General features: G+C 71.9%; 19 protein-coding genes and 1 tRNA gene. 13 read left to right on the forward strand and 7 right to left on the reverse strand.

Annotated features, from left to right (window positions below; genetic code table 11):
- Positions 1-394: 394 nt before the first annotated feature.
- Complete coding sequence (locus B9O00_RS19095; protein ID WP_159460265.1) at positions 395-1,204, reverse strand: phytanoyl-CoA dioxygenase family protein; 810 nt, start codon at positions 1,202-1,204, stop codon at positions 395-397.
- 260 nt (positions 1,205-1,464) lie between these two features.
- On the opposite strand from B9O00_RS19095, the gene B9O00_RS19100 reads away from it, so the two are divergent.
- The 3 genes from B9O00_RS19100 to B9O00_RS19110 all read left to right on the forward strand — a co-directional run bounded on the left by B9O00_RS19100 (position 1,465) and on the right by B9O00_RS19110 (position 3,571).
- The gene (locus B9O00_RS19100) at positions 1,465-2,379 is read left to right on the forward strand and encodes a DMT family transporter (RefSeq protein ID WP_085124304.1); all 915 of its coding nucleotides are present in this window, start codon (positions 1,465-1,467) and stop codon (positions 2,377-2,379) included.
- A 140-nt stretch (positions 2,380-2,519) separates the two neighbouring features.
- The gene (locus tag B9O00_RS19105) at positions 2,520-2,810 is read left to right on the forward strand and encodes a hypothetical protein (protein WP_200808574.1); all 291 of its coding nucleotides are present in this window, start codon (positions 2,520-2,522) and stop codon (positions 2,808-2,810) included.
- Between the two features lie 56 nt (positions 2,811-2,866).
- Positions 2,867-3,571: a class I SAM-dependent methyltransferase gene (locus B9O00_RS19110; RefSeq protein WP_085124305.1), complete on the forward strand. Its 705-nt coding sequence runs from the start codon at positions 2,867-2,869 to the stop codon at positions 3,569-3,571.
- Here the strand turns inward: B9O00_RS19110 and B9O00_RS19115 are convergent.
- On the reverse strand, positions 3,550-4,254 hold the full coding sequence (locus tag B9O00_RS19115; RefSeq protein WP_085124306.1) for a helix-turn-helix domain-containing protein: 705 nt from the start codon (positions 4,252-4,254) through the stop codon (positions 3,550-3,552). The genes B9O00_RS19110 and B9O00_RS19115 overlap by 22 nt on opposite strands.
- Before the next feature lie 212 nt (positions 4,255-4,466).
- Here B9O00_RS19115 and B9O00_RS19120 point away from each other — a divergent pair, with 212 nt between their 5' ends.
- The 3 genes from B9O00_RS19120 (at position 4,467) to B9O00_RS19130 (ending at position 6,333) form a co-directional block, all read left to right on the forward strand.
- Positions 4,467-4,709: a hypothetical protein gene (locus B9O00_RS19120; protein ID WP_085124307.1), complete on the forward strand. Its 243-nt coding sequence runs from the start codon at positions 4,467-4,469 to the stop codon at positions 4,707-4,709.
- A 178-nt stretch (positions 4,710-4,887) separates the two neighbouring features.
- A complete protein-coding gene (locus B9O00_RS19125) occupies positions 4,888-5,586 on the forward strand; it encodes a glutathione S-transferase N-terminal domain-containing protein (protein WP_085124308.1) in 699 nt (232 codons plus the stop codon).
- Between the two features lie 126 nt (positions 5,587-5,712).
- Positions 5,713-6,333 carry a glutathione S-transferase N-terminal domain-containing protein gene (locus B9O00_RS19130; RefSeq protein ID WP_085124309.1) on the forward strand — a complete coding sequence of 207 codons (621 nt, stop codon included), beginning with the start codon at positions 5,713-5,715 and terminating at the stop codon, positions 6,331-6,333.
- A 57-nt stretch (positions 6,334-6,390) separates the two neighbouring features.
- On the opposite strand, the gene B9O00_RS19135 is transcribed toward B9O00_RS19130, so the two are convergent.
- Complete coding sequence (locus B9O00_RS19135) at positions 6,391-6,624, reverse strand: hypothetical protein (RefSeq protein ID WP_085124310.1); 234 nt, start codon at positions 6,622-6,624, stop codon at positions 6,391-6,393.
- Positions 6,625-6,976: 352 nt separating this feature from the next.
- Between B9O00_RS19135 and B9O00_RS19140 the strand changes: the two genes are divergently transcribed.
- Positions 6,977-7,068, forward strand: a tRNA-Ser gene (locus B9O00_RS19140).
- Between the two features lie 45 nt (positions 7,069-7,113).
- Here the strand turns inward: B9O00_RS19140 and B9O00_RS34165 are convergent.
- From B9O00_RS34165 to B9O00_RS34055, 3 genes are all read right to left on the reverse strand, one after another.
- Positions 7,114-7,329 (reverse strand): hypothetical protein, encoded by a 216-nt coding sequence (locus B9O00_RS34165; RefSeq protein ID WP_200808575.1) that lies wholly within the window; start codon positions 7,327-7,329, stop codon positions 7,114-7,116.
- 40 nt (positions 7,330-7,369) lie between these two features.
- A complete protein-coding gene (locus B9O00_RS19145; RefSeq protein ID WP_200808576.1) occupies positions 7,370-8,275 on the reverse strand; it encodes an IS481 family transposase in 906 nt (301 codons plus the stop codon).
- Between the two features lie 84 nt (positions 8,276-8,359).
- Positions 8,360-8,488 (reverse strand): hypothetical protein, encoded by a 129-nt coding sequence (locus tag B9O00_RS34055; protein ID WP_268810780.1) that lies wholly within the window; start codon positions 8,486-8,488, stop codon positions 8,360-8,362.
- 722 nt (positions 8,489-9,210) lie between these two features.
- On the opposite strand from B9O00_RS34055, the gene B9O00_RS19150 reads away from it, so the two are divergent.
- Together B9O00_RS19150 and B9O00_RS19155 are read left to right on the forward strand one after the other, a co-directional pair.
- A complete protein-coding gene (locus tag B9O00_RS19150) occupies positions 9,211-11,361 on the forward strand; it encodes a glycogen debranching protein (RefSeq protein ID WP_085124311.1) in 2,151 nt (716 codons plus the stop codon).
- Positions 11,358-11,579 (forward strand): hypothetical protein, encoded by a 222-nt coding sequence (locus B9O00_RS19155; protein ID WP_085124312.1) that lies wholly within the window; start codon positions 11,358-11,360, stop codon positions 11,577-11,579. Before B9O00_RS19150 ends, B9O00_RS19155 begins: the two co-directional genes overlap by 4 nt.
- Positions 11,580-11,604: 25 nt before the next feature.
- Here B9O00_RS19155 and B9O00_RS19160 read toward each other — a convergent pair whose 3' ends face one another.
- Complete coding sequence (locus tag B9O00_RS19160; protein WP_085124313.1) at positions 11,605-11,808, reverse strand: hypothetical protein; 204 nt, start codon at positions 11,806-11,808, stop codon at positions 11,605-11,607.
- 228 nt (positions 11,809-12,036) lie between these two features.
- Between B9O00_RS19160 and B9O00_RS19165 the strand changes: the two genes are divergently transcribed.
- The 4 genes from B9O00_RS19165 (at position 12,037) to B9O00_RS19180 (ending at position 15,655) form a co-directional block, all read left to right on the forward strand.
- Complete coding sequence (locus B9O00_RS19165) at positions 12,037-12,441, forward strand: DUF3775 domain-containing protein (protein ID WP_085124314.1); 405 nt, start codon at positions 12,037-12,039, stop codon at positions 12,439-12,441.
- A gap of 76 nt (positions 12,442-12,517) precedes the next feature.
- Entirely contained in the window at positions 12,518-13,606 is a 1,089-nt protein-coding gene (gene pdhA / locus B9O00_RS33825; RefSeq protein ID WP_085124315.1) for a pyruvate dehydrogenase (acetyl-transferring) E1 component subunit alpha, read from the forward strand.
- Positions 13,593-14,579: an alpha-ketoacid dehydrogenase subunit beta gene (locus tag B9O00_RS19175; RefSeq protein ID WP_085124316.1), complete on the forward strand. Its 987-nt coding sequence runs from the start codon at positions 13,593-13,595 to the stop codon at positions 14,577-14,579. Before pdhA ends, B9O00_RS19175 begins: the two co-directional genes overlap by 14 nt.
- Positions 14,576-15,655, forward strand: a complete 1,080-nt coding sequence (locus B9O00_RS19180; protein WP_085124317.1) for a dihydrolipoamide acetyltransferase family protein — start codon at positions 14,576-14,578, stop codon at positions 15,653-15,655. Before B9O00_RS19175 ends, B9O00_RS19180 begins: the two co-directional genes overlap by 4 nt.
- Positions 15,656-15,658 lie beyond the last annotated feature (3 nt).

The raw sequence follows: 15,658 nt of genomic DNA on the forward strand, positions 1-15,658 counted from the left end.
CTATTGCCTGACGAGCGCTCGGATTCTCTCGGGGACGAATGGCCGGCGGCTGGACGCTAGGAAAAATCCGGGCGGGTCGACATAGCCACTCTGGCTAATTTCGGAGACCATTTCGGTGGGAGACAGGCCTGCGCCGCCGATCACGCACAGCGAGCCGAAGGACGAGGCGGCACTTCGCCCGTCCGCTGCCCCTCGCTTCAGTGCAGCCGGCTCGCGATCCTCAGCGTCGGCCCGCCGTCGACCGTCAGGGCCTAACCGGTGATCGAGCGGGCCGCGTGTCCGCTCGGGAAGGCGAAAGCCTCGGCGTCGTCTGCGGGCGCGGCCTAGCACCTGGCTCTTGCGTGTCAGGAGGTCGTGCAGCAGGGCCGTCTCGACATAGCCGGACGCTGCCCGGTCACGCCCGGTCATAGACCTCGCGCTTGCGCCGCTCGACGATGGCCTGGTAGGCGAGGTCGGCCTCGTCGAAGTCGCTGAGGGGCACCGGCTCGCGCGCGAAGTGGCCGAAGCGGTCCTGGCCGCGCACCAGCGTCGCGCTGTCCCAGGCGCCGACGACCTGGCGCAGCTGCGGGGCGGCGTACTGCACGGTCAGGCCGATGCGCCGGCCGGCCGTGCGGTTGGGATTGGAGGCGTGCAGCGTCCAGCCGTGGTGCAGGCTGGCCTCGCCGGCCGCGAGCGGCAGGTCGCGGACGGCAGCCTCCTCCCCGGCGCCCAGCGCGATGGTCTGGCCGCGGTGCAGGATGTTGTCGGCGGCGCGGCCGTCGTGGTGGGCGCGCCGGCCGGCGCGATGGCTGCCCGGCAGCATGCGCATGCAGCCGTTCTCCGGCGTCGCGTCGGTCAGCGCGACCCAGGCCGTGACCAGCCGGTCCCCGTCGAGGCCCCAGTAGGTCAGGTCCTGGTGCCAGGAGACGAAGCGCCGCTTGTCGGGCTCCTTGATCACGTAGCTCGAGTCCCAGACCAGGATGTCGGGGCCGAGCAGCGCCTCGACGGCATCGAGCAGCGCCGGGTGGCGCGCGATCTCGGCCGCCGAGGTGAAGACCAGGTGCGGCTTGACCCGGTAGTGCATCGGGCCGCGCTCCCGCTCCGCCGCCTCCAGGCGCGCGCGGTGCGCCGCCGCCTCGGCGCGTGCCATCACCGGAACCGGCCCGTAGAAGCCGTCGCGCTCGTAGGCGCTGCGCAGCGCCGCCGCGTCGATCGCTCCGCCCATCGCTGCCGTTCCTCGCCACGCCGTGCCGGTTGCGCAGCCAGGATCGCGCGAGGCCCGCCGTGCGTCTCGCCATTCCGCGGCGCGCCCTTGCCGCCGAATGGCGAGGTCGCCGCCGGCCCCGGCCCCGGCCCCCAGGGCCCGCGGTGGCGCCGGGAGCCGGTTCGCGAGACCGGCGCGGCCCTGTCGCCCGGCCGCCGTCATGACGGCCATGAGCGGCCTCCGGCTGGGAGTCGGCGGCCGGCCGTGCTAGCAGGCGGGGCATGGCCGCCGCCTCGTCCCTGAAGTCGCTGCTCGCCGCGCTCGCGCCGGCGGTCTTCGTCGTGCTCTGGGCGACCGGCTTCATCGGCGCCAAGCTCGGTCTGCCCTATGCCGAGCCGGGCACCTTCCTGACGCTGCGCTTCCTGGTCGTCGTGCTGCTGATGGCGCCGCTGCTGCTGGTGCTGCCCGACCAGCGGCTCGCCGGCTGGCGTTCGGCCGGGCACGTCGCGGTGGTCGGGGCGCTGATGCACGGCGTCTATCTCGGCGGGGTCTTCGCCGCGATCGGCCGCGGCATGCCGGCCGGCCTCGCCTCGCTGATCGTCGCGCTGCAGCCGCTGCTGACCGCCGCCGTGGTCGGGCCGCTGCTCGGCGAGCGGGTGCGGCCGCGTCAGGTTCTCGGCCTGCTGCTCGGGCTGCTCGGCGTCGGCCTGGTGCTGTCCGGCAAGCTGGCGCCGGGCGGCGAGGGGCATCTGTTCCGCGGCTTCGGCCTCGACGCCCTGGCCTTCATCGTCGCCGCGCTGCTCGGCATCACGACGGCGACGGTCTACCAGAAGCGCTTCGCCCAGCACGCGCCGCTGATCGGCGGGGCCGTCGTGCAGTACCTGGCCGCGGCGCTCGTCGTCGGCCTGCCGGCGCTGCTCTTCGAGAGCAACCGGGTAGTCTGGAGCGGCGAGTTCGTCTTCGCCATCGGCTGGCTGGTGCTGGTGCTGTCGATCGGCGCAGTCAGCCTGCTGATGCTGCTGATCCGCTGGGGCGAGGCGGCCAAGACCGCCAGCCTGTTCTACCTGGTGCCGCCGGTCACCGCGGTGATCGCCTTCCTGCTGTTCGACGAGCGGCTCGGGCCGCTCGCCCTGGCCGGAATGGCAGTGACCGTGCTCGGCGTCGCCCTGGTCGTGATCCGGCCGCACCGGCTCTGACTCCTCGCAGGGGGCTCTCCCGCCAGCCTTCCGTCCCGCCACCCTTCTGTGCAGAGCGGTCCTGCTTCCTACCCGTCGATGTTCCTGATATGTTCTTATCACGGCTCAGGTGTGGAGCCGGGATCCGGAGGACGGGCAGGGTGGCCGGTTTCAAGCGACGGGCGCTGGACGACGAGGATCGCGGCCGCAAGGCCGTCGGGCTCGGCGAGCTGGCGGCCGAAGGGCTCGGCGTGTTCTGCTGGTGCAACCGTTGCGGCCACAACGCGACGCTCTCGAGCGAGCGGCTGGTCAGGGAGCTCGGCCCGGCCTTCCCGGTGCCCGAGCTCGGCGTGCGCCTGCGCTGCTCGGGCTGCGGCTCCAAGGACGTCGCGACGCGGCCCGGCTGGCCGGCCGTCGGCCCGGTCGCGCGCCACGGCCCGGACCGCGGCTGAGCGGCCATGAGCAGCGGGCATTGGACCGGCGCGGCCTCGGCCCTCACCCTGGCGGCATGGCCGAGCAGCCGAAACCCGACTGGTGGTATGACGATCTGCGTCAGGTCGGGCTCGACTTCGACGATCCCGGCGCGGTCGCGGTCTATGACCGCAACCAGGGCGACCGCACCGCCGAGAATGAGGCGCTGGCGGCGCGGCTCGGCCTCGGTCCCGGCCGGCTCGTCGTCGAGTTCGGCTGCGGCACCGGTTCCTTCGCCCGGGCCGCCGCGCGGGCCGGCGCCGGGGTCCGTGCCGTCGACGTTTCCGCGGCCATGCTGGCCTTCGCCGAAGAGCGGACGCGGCGGGAGGGGCTGGCCGTCGCCTTCCACCGCGCCGGCTTCCTGAGCTACCGCCACGACGGCGGTCCCGCGGACGCCGTGGTCAGCCAGTTCGCCCTGCACCACCTGCCGGACTTCTGGAAGGGCCAGGCGCTGGCACGCATCGCGGCGCTGCTGCGGCCCGGCGGCCTGTTCTACCTGCGCGACGTCGTCTTCGGCTTCGCGCCGGCCGCGGCGAGGGAGGGAGTCGAGGCCTGGATCGGAGCCGTCGCCGAACCCGAGGGCGCGGGCTTCACCCGTGCCGACTTCGCCGGCCACGTCCGCGACGAGCACAGCACCTACGACTTCCTGCTCGAGGCCCTGCTGCAGCGCTGCGGCTTCGAGATCGAGGAGCGCTGGCAGTCGCTCGGCGCCTACGCCGCCTACCTCTGTCGGCGCCGCTGAGTCGGCGGCGCCTTGCGCGCCCGCGGCTCGGGTGCGGCGGACTCGGGCGAGGCGGACTCGGGCGCTGCCGGCTTGGCGGCGCCGGGCCGAGGCTTCGCGGTTCCGGGCTTCGAGGTTCCGGGCCTCGCGGTTCCGGGCTTCGCGCCTTCCGTCTTCGCCCCCCCGGCCTTTGCGGGCGCAGCCTTCCCGGCCGGCTTCCGGGTCCCCGGCTTTCGTGTCGCCGGCTTCCGGGCCGCGGCCTTGCGTGCCGTCCGCTGCCGCGCCGCCGCCCGGCCGGCGGCGGCCTCGCGGGGCGTCGAAACCGGGTCGGCCAGCGGTTCGGGATCCAGCGCCTCGACCGCCGCGACCTCCGCCTCGGCGGCTTCGGCGGCTTCGGCGTCGGCCTCGGGGGCCGCGCTCAGCGCCTTCGAGCCCTTCATCTCCTTCGCCGAGGCCTTGGCCGCCTTGCGCGCCGGCTTGGCGGCCTTGCCCGCCTCCTCGGCAGGCCCTTCGTAGTCGGTGACGCCCCGGGTCAGCGCGAAGCAGGCGAGGCGGATGTAGAGCGGGATCTCCAGCCTGCCGCCGTCGCGCTCGCCCTTCTCGTAGTACTGGATGACCCGGCGCTTCAGGCCGAGCGCGTGGGCCGCCTCCTTCTGCGAGAGCTTGAGGCTCTTGCGCCAGCGCTTGAAGTCCTTGGGCGTCATGGGGTCCTCGTCCGGCAGGTCATCGACGATTCTTGACGGTCATCCACTACACCATCGGGGCAGGGCGCACAAGGTGCGCATCTTTCGCTGCCCCGATCTCGGCACGCGGCGCACCTGGTGCGCATTCCGGTCTTGTCACGAGCGCACAGTGTGCGCATCTTATGGGGCGAGTGCAACCCATGCCGCCGGCAGGACGCCGGCAGGAGGAGCCGATGTTCGTCCGATCGGTCTGGGTCTACGGGGCCAAGGCCTTCACCAGCCGGCAGAGCTTTCCCGAGGGCGTCGTGCCGCTGCGCGAGCCCGAGGAGGTGCCGGTCTTCGATCTCGAGCCGAAGCTGGTCTTCCAGGTCGACTACCCGGGCTGCCGCAAGCTGACCGTCGAGCCCGTCGAGGTGCAGCTGATCACCCGCCGCCATCCGGAGGCGCAGGTCCGGCTGATCCCGGTCGTCCACTGATCGCCCGCTGCCGCCCGCCGTCGCCCGGGCGGCACAGGCGCTTTGCCGGCTGCGGGCTTGCCGCATCCGGCCCGGGACCTCACCTTGTTGCAGAACCGGCGCCGCCGCAGACGGCGCCCCGTTGTTGCGGGCAATGCCGGAGCAGGCGGCCCGCGGGACCACTGCCAAGGGGAGCGCCATGGCGATCGAACTCTATTCCTGGGCCACGCCGAACGGCCACAAGGTCCATATTCTGCTCGAGGAGCTGGGCCTGGAGTACAGGGTCCATCCGATCGACATCGGCAACGGCGACCAGTTCGATCCCGACTTCCTGAAGATCAGCCCGAACAACCGGATCCCGGCGATCGTCGACCCGGACGGCCCGGGCGGCGAACCCCTGGCGCTCATGGAGTCGGGCGCGATCCTGTTCTATCTCGCCGAGAAGCACGGCCGCTTCCTGCCGGCCGACGGCGCCGGCCGCTACACGACCATGCAGTGGCTGATGTGGCAGATGGGCGGCCTGGGGCCGATGCTCGGCCAGGCGCACCACTTCCTGCAGTACGCGCCCGAGAAGATCGACTACGCCATGAAGCGCTATTCGAACGAGGCCAACCGCCTCTACGGCGTGCTCGACAAGCGCCTCGGCGAGAGCCGCTACCTGGCCGGCGACGACTACTCGATCGCCGACATGGCGGCCTGGCCCTGGACCCGCTATCCGGAGCGCCAGAACGTCGAGCGCGCGAACTATCCGAACTTCCAGCGCTGGTTCGACGAGATCGCCGAGCGCCCGGCGGTCAAGCGCGGCGTCGAGGTGCTGACCAGCCTGCGCCGCGAGGGCGGCTTCGACGACAAGGCGCGCGAGGTCCTGTTCGGCGCGACCCAGTTCCAGCGCCGCTGAGCCTCGATCCTTCGATCAATCCTGTCCGGCGGCGCGGGTGGCCAACGGCCGCCCGCCGCGGCAGGATCGCGCCCGACAAGACGAGACCCGACACGACAAGAGCAGAAGCCAAGAGGGAGGTTAGGAATGACGATCCAGCTCTATACCTGGGGCACGCCCAACGGCCGCAAGGTCTCGATCGCCCTGGAGGAGCTCGGCCTTCCCTACGAGGTCCATCCGGTCGACATCACCAAGGACCAGCAATTCGACCCGGCCTTCCTGAAGATCAGCCCGAACAACAAGATCCCGGCGATCATCGATCCCGAGGGGCCGGGCGGGCAGCCGATCGCGCTGTTCGAATCGGGGGCGATCCTGGTCTGGCTGGCCGACAAGACCGGCCGGCTGCTGGCGAAGGAGGGCGTGGCGCGCTACCAGGCGCTGCAGTGGCTGATGTGGCAGATGGGCGGCTTCGGCCCGATGCTCGGCCAGGCCCACCACTTCCTGCGCTTCGCCAAGGAGGAGGTGCCCTACGCCCGCGACCGCTATTCCAACGAGACCCGGCGGCTCTACGGCGTGCTGGACCGGCGCCTGGCCGAGGCCGACTTCCTGGGCGGCGCCGACTACTCGATCGCCGACATCGCGACCTATCCCTGGGCGGCGCGCCACGAGTGGCAGCGCGTCGAGCTGGCCGAGTTCCCCAACGTCAAGCGCTGGTACGACGGCCTGACGGCCCGCCCGGCCGTCGCCAAGGGCATGCAGGTGCCCTGAGCCCGAAGCGCCCCGCCGCTTCACTCGGCCGGGTCGACGGGCTGGCGGCAGAGCCCCCTAGAAGGAGGCCGCGTGGTGCATCGGCGCCGGGTTGCTGCGCGGCCGGCCGCGGCGGCGCGGCATGGCGACGACCTCGCCGCCGCCGGGTTCGCCGAGCGAGCGCAGCTCGGTGCGGGCGGCCTCGAGGCTCTGCAGCTCGCGACGATCGTCGCGATCCCAGACCTCCATGCAGCTGAGCTTGATCTCGACCAGGTCGAGCAGGGTTTCCAGGCTACGCTTCGACAGGGACATGATGCCTTCTCCGTCCTCTCTCGCCGGTGGAGCGCCAGGCTGGCGACTCTCACCTCAGGGCCTTTTGTCTCGAATACCCTGCGTCGGTAATATTAACGAACTGTAACTGAGCCTCGCGTTTTTGTGGATAAGTCGGCGGGTTGGGCACCGCATCCGTGCATTGGTTGCACAATCGAAACAAACACCTCGCGCATCGCGCGTCAGGCAGTGCCGAAGAGCCCGCCGGGATCGCCCGGAGCGCGGGTCTTCCGGCGCCGCGGCGGCCGCGATCAGCACCGTCGTTGACAGGCTGCTGGGCGCCCGTCTAGAACGGCGAGCCGCAAACGTCGTGGTACTAGGCCACTCGTATTGCGGAGGGGTGGCCGAGTGGCTGAAGGCGACGGTTTGCTAAACCGTTATAGGTGTTAAAGCCTATCGAGGGTTCGAATCCCTTCCCCTCCGCCACCTGCCTGCTGTGTCCGACCCGGACACATAGGTGACGTTTCGTCCCTAAGACATGGGTGACATCCCCGGGCCGAAGGGGTTGTCGAGGGGTTGCAGGGTTCTCTGCTCCAGGTCGATGTAGCCGAGATCGTAGTGCATGAAGCTTACGATCCAAATTCCGTCGTCGACCTCCTTGATGCCGAGGCGCTGTCCGGCGAGGACGGTCGAGACGTTGATCCTCTTGCGATGCATGCAGATGCGCCCGCAGGCGGTGACCAGCACCTCTCGCTCGTGCAGCGGGTAGCTGAGCTCGGGCAGGCCGTCATAGGGCCTGGGCGAGGCTGAGTAGAGCTCTGCGGGGGCACTTCATTTCCAGCGCCTCGTGGGGCCGCTCTGCGTTGAACTCGGCGACGAAGTCGTCGAAGCGGGCCTGTTGCTGCAGGGCGTTCATGCCGGGCGGGCGGGTGGTTTCCTTCTTGAGGGTCAGGTGCATGCGCTCGTGGCGGCCGTTCTGCTGCGGGTGGCCGGGCTTGATGCGCTCGATGGCGATGCCGAGCCGGAGCCACCAGACCGAGAGCCTGGAGAGGTTGAACAGGGCATTCGGGCTGGCGAAGGGCACTCCGTTGTCGGAGCGGATGCCGATCGGCAGGCCGCGCTCCCGGAACAGCTGCTCGAAGGCGGTGATCGCCAGGTCCTCGCGGGTCGATTCCAGGGCCTCGCAGAGCAGCAGGAAGCGCGAGGCCTGGTCGGTGACGGTCAGCGGGTAGCAGTAGCGCCCGTTGCCGAGCTTGAACTCCCCTTTGAAGTCGGCGCACCAGAGGTCGTTCGGCGCCGCGCCGGCGGACAGTGGCGTGCCCGTCGCCCGCCGCCGCGGCCGCCCGAGCGGCTTGACCAGGCCGTGGCGGTGCAGCACGGCGTGGATCGTGCTCGTGGCCGGGATCCGCACATCGCCGTCGAGGCGACGGACCAGCAGCTCGCGGATCTTGCGCGCACCCCAGTGCGGCTTAGTGCGCTTGAGCTCGACGATCAGGCTCTCGATCTGCTGCGGCAGCTGGTTGGCGTAGCGCACCGGCCGCCGAGAGCGGTCGCTCAGCGCCTCGAGCCCGTGCTCCTTGTAACGGTTGAAGATCTTGTAGCCGGTCTTGCGCGAGATCCCGAACTCGCGGCAGGCCTCCGTCATCGCCTCGCCGTCGAGCAGGCGCGACACGAACCGCAGGCGCTCGTCCATAACCGAACACTCCTTCCACGGCATCTCGACCTCCTGGCAGGCATGCCTGCCAGGAGGTGTTACCCATGTGTCCGGTACGATCTGTCACCTATGTCTCGGGCCGCTCAGGGCGAGGGAGTTGGACGGGATCAGGCTGAATCGCCACTGGATGACATAGCCCGCGTCGTCGTAGTGCGACGGCTTGATCAGCGCGACCCGGAACCGGCGAGACATGGCGGCCGCCCCTATCGGGACCCGGGCGCCGCGACGGAGACGCCGCCCGCTGCGACCTGCGCCGAAGGACCAATACGCATCGGCTTCCCCGCCTCCCTGCCAAGGTGCGCCACGTCACCTGCGAGCCCGCCCGGGCGGCAAACCTGCTGCCTATGCGGGCATCTTGACCGCGTGGCGTGTACCTCGATGCTCGCCTTCTCTCAGGGAGGATGCCCGCAAACCCCGGGGGAGACAACAGACAATAGAATTAAATCATGGTCATGGGCGCCCGCTCCGGCTGATGGAGCAGCGGGTCTGCCGCGAGGCGGCGGTTGCGGCAAGTAATCGCTATCATTGTCTTTGTCTATATTGATGAATTCCGGAGCCTTTGTTGAAGATCCGGGCGTTCCTCCTGGGGTGGAGCCGCGGGAATTGTGACAGTCTGGCAAGGCGCGGCGGCTCCGGACCGCTCGGCTTCCGGCGGCCCCCGCTGCCGGGCCAGCGTGTCCCCCGCGTGTCCCCCGCGTGTCCCCCGCGTGTCCGTTGTTCGCCGAAGCGCCCGGCATGGCCGCCGGGCCAATCGATCCGGCCGCAGGCGTCCCGGGCGTTCCCGCCTCGCAGGGCGGCCGGGAACGGATGGTCGGCTCTTGCGCTTGATCAAGGCAGCAAGGGCGAGGCGAGTGCCAGGGTGAGGCCGTCGGGCGCCGTGGCGACCGGGCGCCCTGCCGGGCGGGAGCTGGAGCGTGCAGCGCGAGAGACGCAGCGAGAGCGCAGACTGGCAGGCACGCGAAGGCGCGCCGGCGCCGCTCGGCGTGTCGGTCGACGACGCGAGCGGCGCGCTCAACTTCGCTCTCTACTCGAAGCACGCCACCGCCGTGCGCCTGCTGCTCTTCCAGGCCGGCGACTGCACGACGCCGCTCCACGGCGAGGATCTCCTCTGGCGCCGCAACAAGTCCGGGCGCATCTGGCACTGCAGGATCCCGGCGGCGCTCGCCGAGCAGGCCCGCTATTACGCCTACCAGGTCGACGGCCCGCGCGACGCCGCCAGCGGTCACCGCTTCGATCCCGACAAGCTGCTGCTCGATCCCTATGCCCGGGCCGTGCACTTCCCGCCGGGCTTCAGCCGCTCGGCGGCCGCGCATCCCGGCGCCAACCCCGGCCGTGCGCCCCTCGGCGTCATCCGGCCGGAGGGGGCGCCCGTCCGGGCCTCCGGCCCGGCGCCGCGGCACACCCACGACGCTGTCATCTACGAGCTGCACGTGCGGGGCTTCACCAGGCGCGCGAACTCCGGCGTCGCGCCCGAGCGGCGCGGCACCTTCGCGGGCCTCGTCGAGAAGATCCCCTACCTCAAGGAGCTCGGGGTCACGATCGTCGAGCTGCTGCCGGTCTTCCAGTTCGATCCGCAGGAGGGCAACTACTGGGGCTACATGCCGCTCGGCTTCTTCGCCCTGCACGGCGCCTACGGCTGCCGTTGCGGCTGCGGCGAGCAGCTCGCCGAGTTCAGGGCGATGGTCGAGGCGCTGCACGCGGCCGGCATCGAGGTGATCCTCGACGTCGTCTACAACCACACGGCCGAAGGCGACGAGACCGGACCGACCTACAGCCTGCGCGGCATCGACAACACGACCTACTACCTGCTGGAGCAGGACCGCTCCCGCTATCGCAACGACAGCGGCGCCGGCAACGTCGTGCACACGGCGAACCGCTACGTCGGCGCCCTGATTCTCGACAGCCTGCGCTACTGGGCCGGCGAGATGGGGGTCGACGGCTTCCGCTTCGACCTGGCGTCGCTCTTCACCCGACGGGCCGACGGCTCGATCGACCTCGAGCAGCCGCCGATCATCGCGGCGATCCAGTCCGATCCCCTGCTCGCCGGCCGCCGCCTGATCGCCGAGGCCTGGGACCTGTCCAGCTACCAGCTCGGCCGCACCTTCCCCGGCATCAGCTGGCTGCAGTGGAACGGCCAGTTCCGCGACCAGCTGCGCCGCTTCGTGCGCGGCGACCCGGGGCAGCTGGGCGAGCTGATGACCCGGCTCTACGGCAGCAGCGACCTCTTCCCCGACACGCTGGAGGACGCCTTCCACGCCTTCCAGAGCGTCAACTTCGTGACCTCGCACGACGGCTTCTGCCTCTGCGACCTGCTGTCCTACGACGCCAAGCACAACGAGGCGAACGGCCAGGGGAACCGCGACGGCAGCGACGCCAACTATTCCTGGAACCACGGCTGGGAGGGCGAGGAGGGCGCGCCGGCCGAGGTGCTCGCGCTGCGGCGCCGGCAGGCCAAGAACCTGATCGCGCTGCTCATGCTCGCCAACGGCACGCCGATGCTGGTCGCCGGCGACGAGTTCCTGCAGACCCAGGGCGGCAACAACAACCCCTACAACCAGGACAACGAGACGACCTGGCTCGACTGGGACCGCCTGGAGCCGAATCGGGAGATCTTCCGCTTCGCCAAGGCGATGATCGCCTTCCGCAAGGCGCATCCGGGCATCGCCCGCAGCCGCTTCTGGCGCGACGACGTCAGCTGGTTCGGCCCGTCGGGGCCGGTCGACCTGGGCTCGCAGGAGCTGGCCTATCGCCTGGCTGGCGCCAGCGAGGGCGACTGCGATCTCTACGTCATGATCAACGGCGGCCCGCACGACGTCCCGTTCGAGCTGCAGGCGCCGGGGATCGCCTGGCGGGTCGCGGTGGACACCGCGGCGCCGCCGCCGGACGATGTCGTCGATCCGGGCGCGGAGCCGCCTGTCGAAGGGAGCCGGCGCCTCGTCGCCGGGCGCTCGCTCGTCGTCCTGGTCGGGAGCGCGCCGGCGGCCGACCCGGCGGGACCAGTCCGGGAAGGCGACGCGGGCCGGCGCCGCGCCGCCTCCGACGCGCCAGAGGAGGAGCAGCCGTGACCAGCGACAAGCGCTACCGGGTAACCTTCTACAAGACGATCACGACCGACTACGGCCGCGACAGGGAGATCGAGCAGCGCGTGGTCGAGGTGGCGGCTCCGGACGAGGAGCATGCCCTCGATCTAGCCAAGCGCGAGTTCTGCCGCCTCAAGCGGCTGTCCGACTGGACGATCCATGCCGACCGCTGCGCGATCGAGCAGCGGGACGGCTGTCCCTGAGGTCACGGCCGGAAGGTCGCCGACCTCACTCCTCGAAGACGGGCGGCGTCCGCTCGTCCGGCGGCGGGCTCTCGACCGACTGCCGCTCCTCGGCCGGGGTGCTCTCCTCGACGTCGACCGGCTCGGTCTCCAGCAGCTTCGGCGACTCGTCGAGCTGCTCGCTGTAGCTGGACGGACGCTTCGGCCGCCTGCCGCGGGGCGCTGCCGCCCGGTCGCTCTGGCTGGTCATCGCGCTGCTTCCTTCGGGTCGGGCCGGCTCCGCCGATGGCGGCGCGGCCAAGCTTCGAGCAGAGGCCGGCGCGCCCTCGGGCGCATTGAGTTGCATCAAGGATGCCGGGACGGAAGGGTGGATGCCTTGCTGCAGGTCAAGGCGGCGGGGCGCGGCACGGGCTTAGCTGCACCGGTTCGGGGCCCGGACGGTGGCCGGCGCCCGACGGAGATCAGCCGGAGGCGCACCATGCTCACCATTCCGCTCCAGAAGCTCTGCTACATCATCGTCAAGGCTCGGGAGTTCGACGAGAAGGAGGAGGTCGTCGAGCCCGATCCCGGCTCCAACGTCAGCGACGACAAGGACGTCGAGATCCTCGAGGACTATCCCGACGACCCGACCTGGGAGGAGTTGACCGGCGCGATCGACGGGCTGAACGAGGACGAGCAGCTCGACCTGGTGGCGCTGGCCTGGATCGGGCGCGGCGACTACTCGGGCGAGGAATGGGAGCAGGCGCGCACCGCCGCCGACGAGGCCAGCGACAAGCACTTTCCCGACTACCTGGTCGGCATGCCACAGCTCGGCGACCTGCTCGAGGAGGGCATGGCCGCGCTCGGCCTGTCCTGCACGGACTACGAGATCGGCCGGCTCTGAGCCGGCGGGAAGTGACCTGCATCAATGGGCGCGCCGCGCGGCGGCGGCAGACTGCTGTGCCTGAAGGGGAGGGACCATGGCGCGGCAGCCAGGGCACAGCATCGTCGCCCGCTTCTCGATCGAGGCGGTCCGCTGCATCGACGCCGCCGGCCGGGCGGTCGGGCCGCTGCCCGGCTTCGCCGCGGACAAGCGGGAGCTGGCGGCGCTCTATCGTGGCATGGTGCTGACCCGGACCTTCGACCAGAAGGCCGTCGCCCTGCAGCGCACCGGCCAGCTCGGCACCTATGCCTCCTCGCTCGGCCAGGAGGCGGTGGCGGTCGGGCTGGCCAGCGCGATGCGGCCGGAGGACGTGCTGCTGCCCTCGTTCCGCGAGCACGGCGCGCAGCTCTGGCGCGGCGTCGCCGCCGAGGAGCTGTTCCGCTACTGGGGCGGCGACGAGCGCGGCAGCGATTTCGCGGCGGCCCGCGCGGACTGGCCGGTCTCGATCCCGGTCGCCAGCCACGTCCCGCACGCCGTCGGCGTCGCCTGGGCGCTGCAGCTGGGCGGCGCGCCGCGGGTCGCGGTCTGCGTGCTCGGCGACGCGGCGACCTCCAAGGGCGACTTCTACGAGGCGCTCAACCTCGCCGGGGCCTGGGCGCTGCCGGTCGTCTTCCTGGTCTGCAACAACCGCTGGGGCATCTCCGTGCCGGTCGAGCGGCAGACCGCGGCCGGGACCCTGGCGCAGAAGGCGCTGGCGGCCGGCATCGAGGGCATCCAGGTCGACGGCAACGACGTCGTCGCGGTCCGCGAGGTCGTCGCCGGGGCGCTCGACAAGGCGCGGCGGGGCGGCGGCGCGACGCTGGTCGAGGCGCTGACCTATCGCCTCGGCGACCACACCACGGCCGACGACGCCTCGCGCTACCGCGATTCCGCCGAGGTCAGCGCCCGCTGGCACGAGGAGCCGGTCGCCCGCCTGCGCGCCTTCCTGACCGCGCAGGGCCTCTGGAGCAAGGACGAGGAGGAGGCGCTGCTGGGCGAGTGCCATGCGGCGATCGAGGCCGCCGCCGAGGCCTACCGGGCGACGCCGCCGGCACCGCCGACGGCGATCTTCGACAGCCTCTTCGCGACTCTGCCCGCCGCCCTCGAGGCCCAGCGCCGGGAGGTCGCGCGCCGTGGCGGAGACTGAGACGAGCCTGGTCGAGGCGGTCCGCCTGGCGCTGCGTCGCGCCCTCGCGGAGGACGAGACCGTCCTGGTCTTCGGCGAGGACGTCGCGCGCAACGGCGGCGTGTTCCGGGCGACCGAGGGCCTGTTCGCCGAGTTCGGCGAGCGCCGGGTGCGCGACACCCCGCTGTCCGAGGCGCTGATCGCCGGCATGAGCGTCGGCGTCGCTGCGGCCGGCTTCCGGCCGGTCGCCGAGATCCAGTTCATGGGCTTCCTCTATCCGGCGATCGACCAGCTGGCCAACCACGCCGGCCGGCTGCGCAACCGCACGCGCGGGCGCCTCAGCTGCCCGATGGTGCTGCGCGCGCCTTACGGCGGCGGCGTGCACGCGCCGGAGCACCACTCCGAGAGCTTCGAAGCGATGCTGGCCCAGATCCCGGGCATCCGCGTCGTCGTGCCCTCCTCGCCGGCCAGGGCCTACGGCCTGCTGCTGGCGGCGATCCGCGATCCCGATCCCGTGGTCTTCCTGGAGCCGAAGCGGATCTACAGGGCGCTGCGCGAGCCGGTCGTCGACGACGGCGCCGCGCTGCCGCTCGACCGTGCCTTCGTCCTGCGCGAGGGCGACGACGCGACCCTCGTCGCCTGGGGTGCGATGGTCCGCGACTGCCTCGCCGCCGCCGCGGCGCTGGCCGCCGAGGGCCTGTCCTGCGAGGTCATCGACCTCGCGAGCCTGTCCCAGCTCGACGAGGCGACGCTGCTGGCCTCGGTCGAGAAGACCGGGCGCTGCGTCGTCGTGCAGGAGGCGCCGCGCCACTGCGGCTTCGCCGCCGAGGTCGCCGCGCGCATCGCCGAGCGCGCGCTGCTGTCGCTGCAGGCGCCGGTCGCCCGGGTCACCGGCTACGACACGGTGATGCCGCTGCCGAAGCTGGAGCACCTCCAGCTGCCGGACGCCGGCCGCATCGCGGCGGCGGTCCGCGAGACCATGAGCTATCGATGAGCACCTTCCGGCTTCCCGACCTGGGCGAGGGCCTGACTGAGGCCGAGCTGGTCGCCTGGCACGTCGGCCCCGGCGACCACGTCGCGGCGGACCAGCCGCTGGTCTCGGTCGAGACCGAGAAGGCGGTGGTCGAGATCCCCTCGCCGCAGGCCGGGACCGTGGCGCGACTGCTCGCCGAGGTCGGCCAGCGGGTGGCGGTCGGCGCGCCGCTGCTGGCCTTCGCCGAAGGGCCCGTCCCCGCCGCCGGCGTGCTGGTCGGCACGCTGGACGAGGCTCCCGCGCAGGCGGTGCCCCCGCCGGCGGCCGCCGCCGGCTCTGCGGTCAAGGCGACCCCCGCGGTCCGCCGGCTGGCGCGCGAGCGCGGCGTCGATCTCGCCGCTCTGCGGCCGAGCGGCGCCCACGGCGAGGTCACCCGCGACGACGTGCTCGCCGCCCTCTCCGGCTCGGCCGCTGCCGACACGGCGGCCTGGCAGCCGCTGCGCGGCGCGCGCCGCACGATGGCCGAGGTCATGGCGCGGGCCGGGGCCAGCGTCGTGCCGGCGACCGTGATGGACGAGGTCGAGGTGACGCCCTGGCCGGCCGACGCGCCGGTCACCCTGCGCCTGGTCGCGGCGCTGGCCGCGGCCTGCCGGGCCGAGCCGGCGCTCAACGCCTGGTTCGAAGCCGACCCGCCGCGCCGCCTGCTGCATCCGGGCCTCGACCTCGGCCTCGCCGTCGACACGCCGGACGGCCTGCTGGTGCCGGTGGTGCGCGGCGCCGAGTCGCGCCCGCCGGAGGCGCTGGGGGCCGAGATCGAGCGGGTCGTCGGCCTGGCGCGCAGCCGCAAGGCCGGCCCCGAGCTCTACCGCGCGCCGACCCTGACGTTGTCGAACTTCGGCAGCCTCGGCGGCCGCCATGCGGTGCTCGTCGTGGTGCCGCCCCAGGTCGCGATCCTCGGCGCGGGCCGGATCTTCGGGCGCGACGGGGCCCGCTTCCTGCCGCTGTCCCTGACCTTCGATCACCGGGCCGCGACCGGCGGCGAGGCGGCCCGCTTCCTGGGCGCCCTGTCGGCGGCGCTGCGCGAGGCAGGGCAATAGAGG

It is taken from the genome of Tistlia consotensis USBA 355, assembly GCF_900177295.1.
In the GTDB taxonomy this organism is placed as follows: Bacteria; Pseudomonadota; Alphaproteobacteria; order Kiloniellales; family DSM-21159; genus Tistlia; species Tistlia consotensis.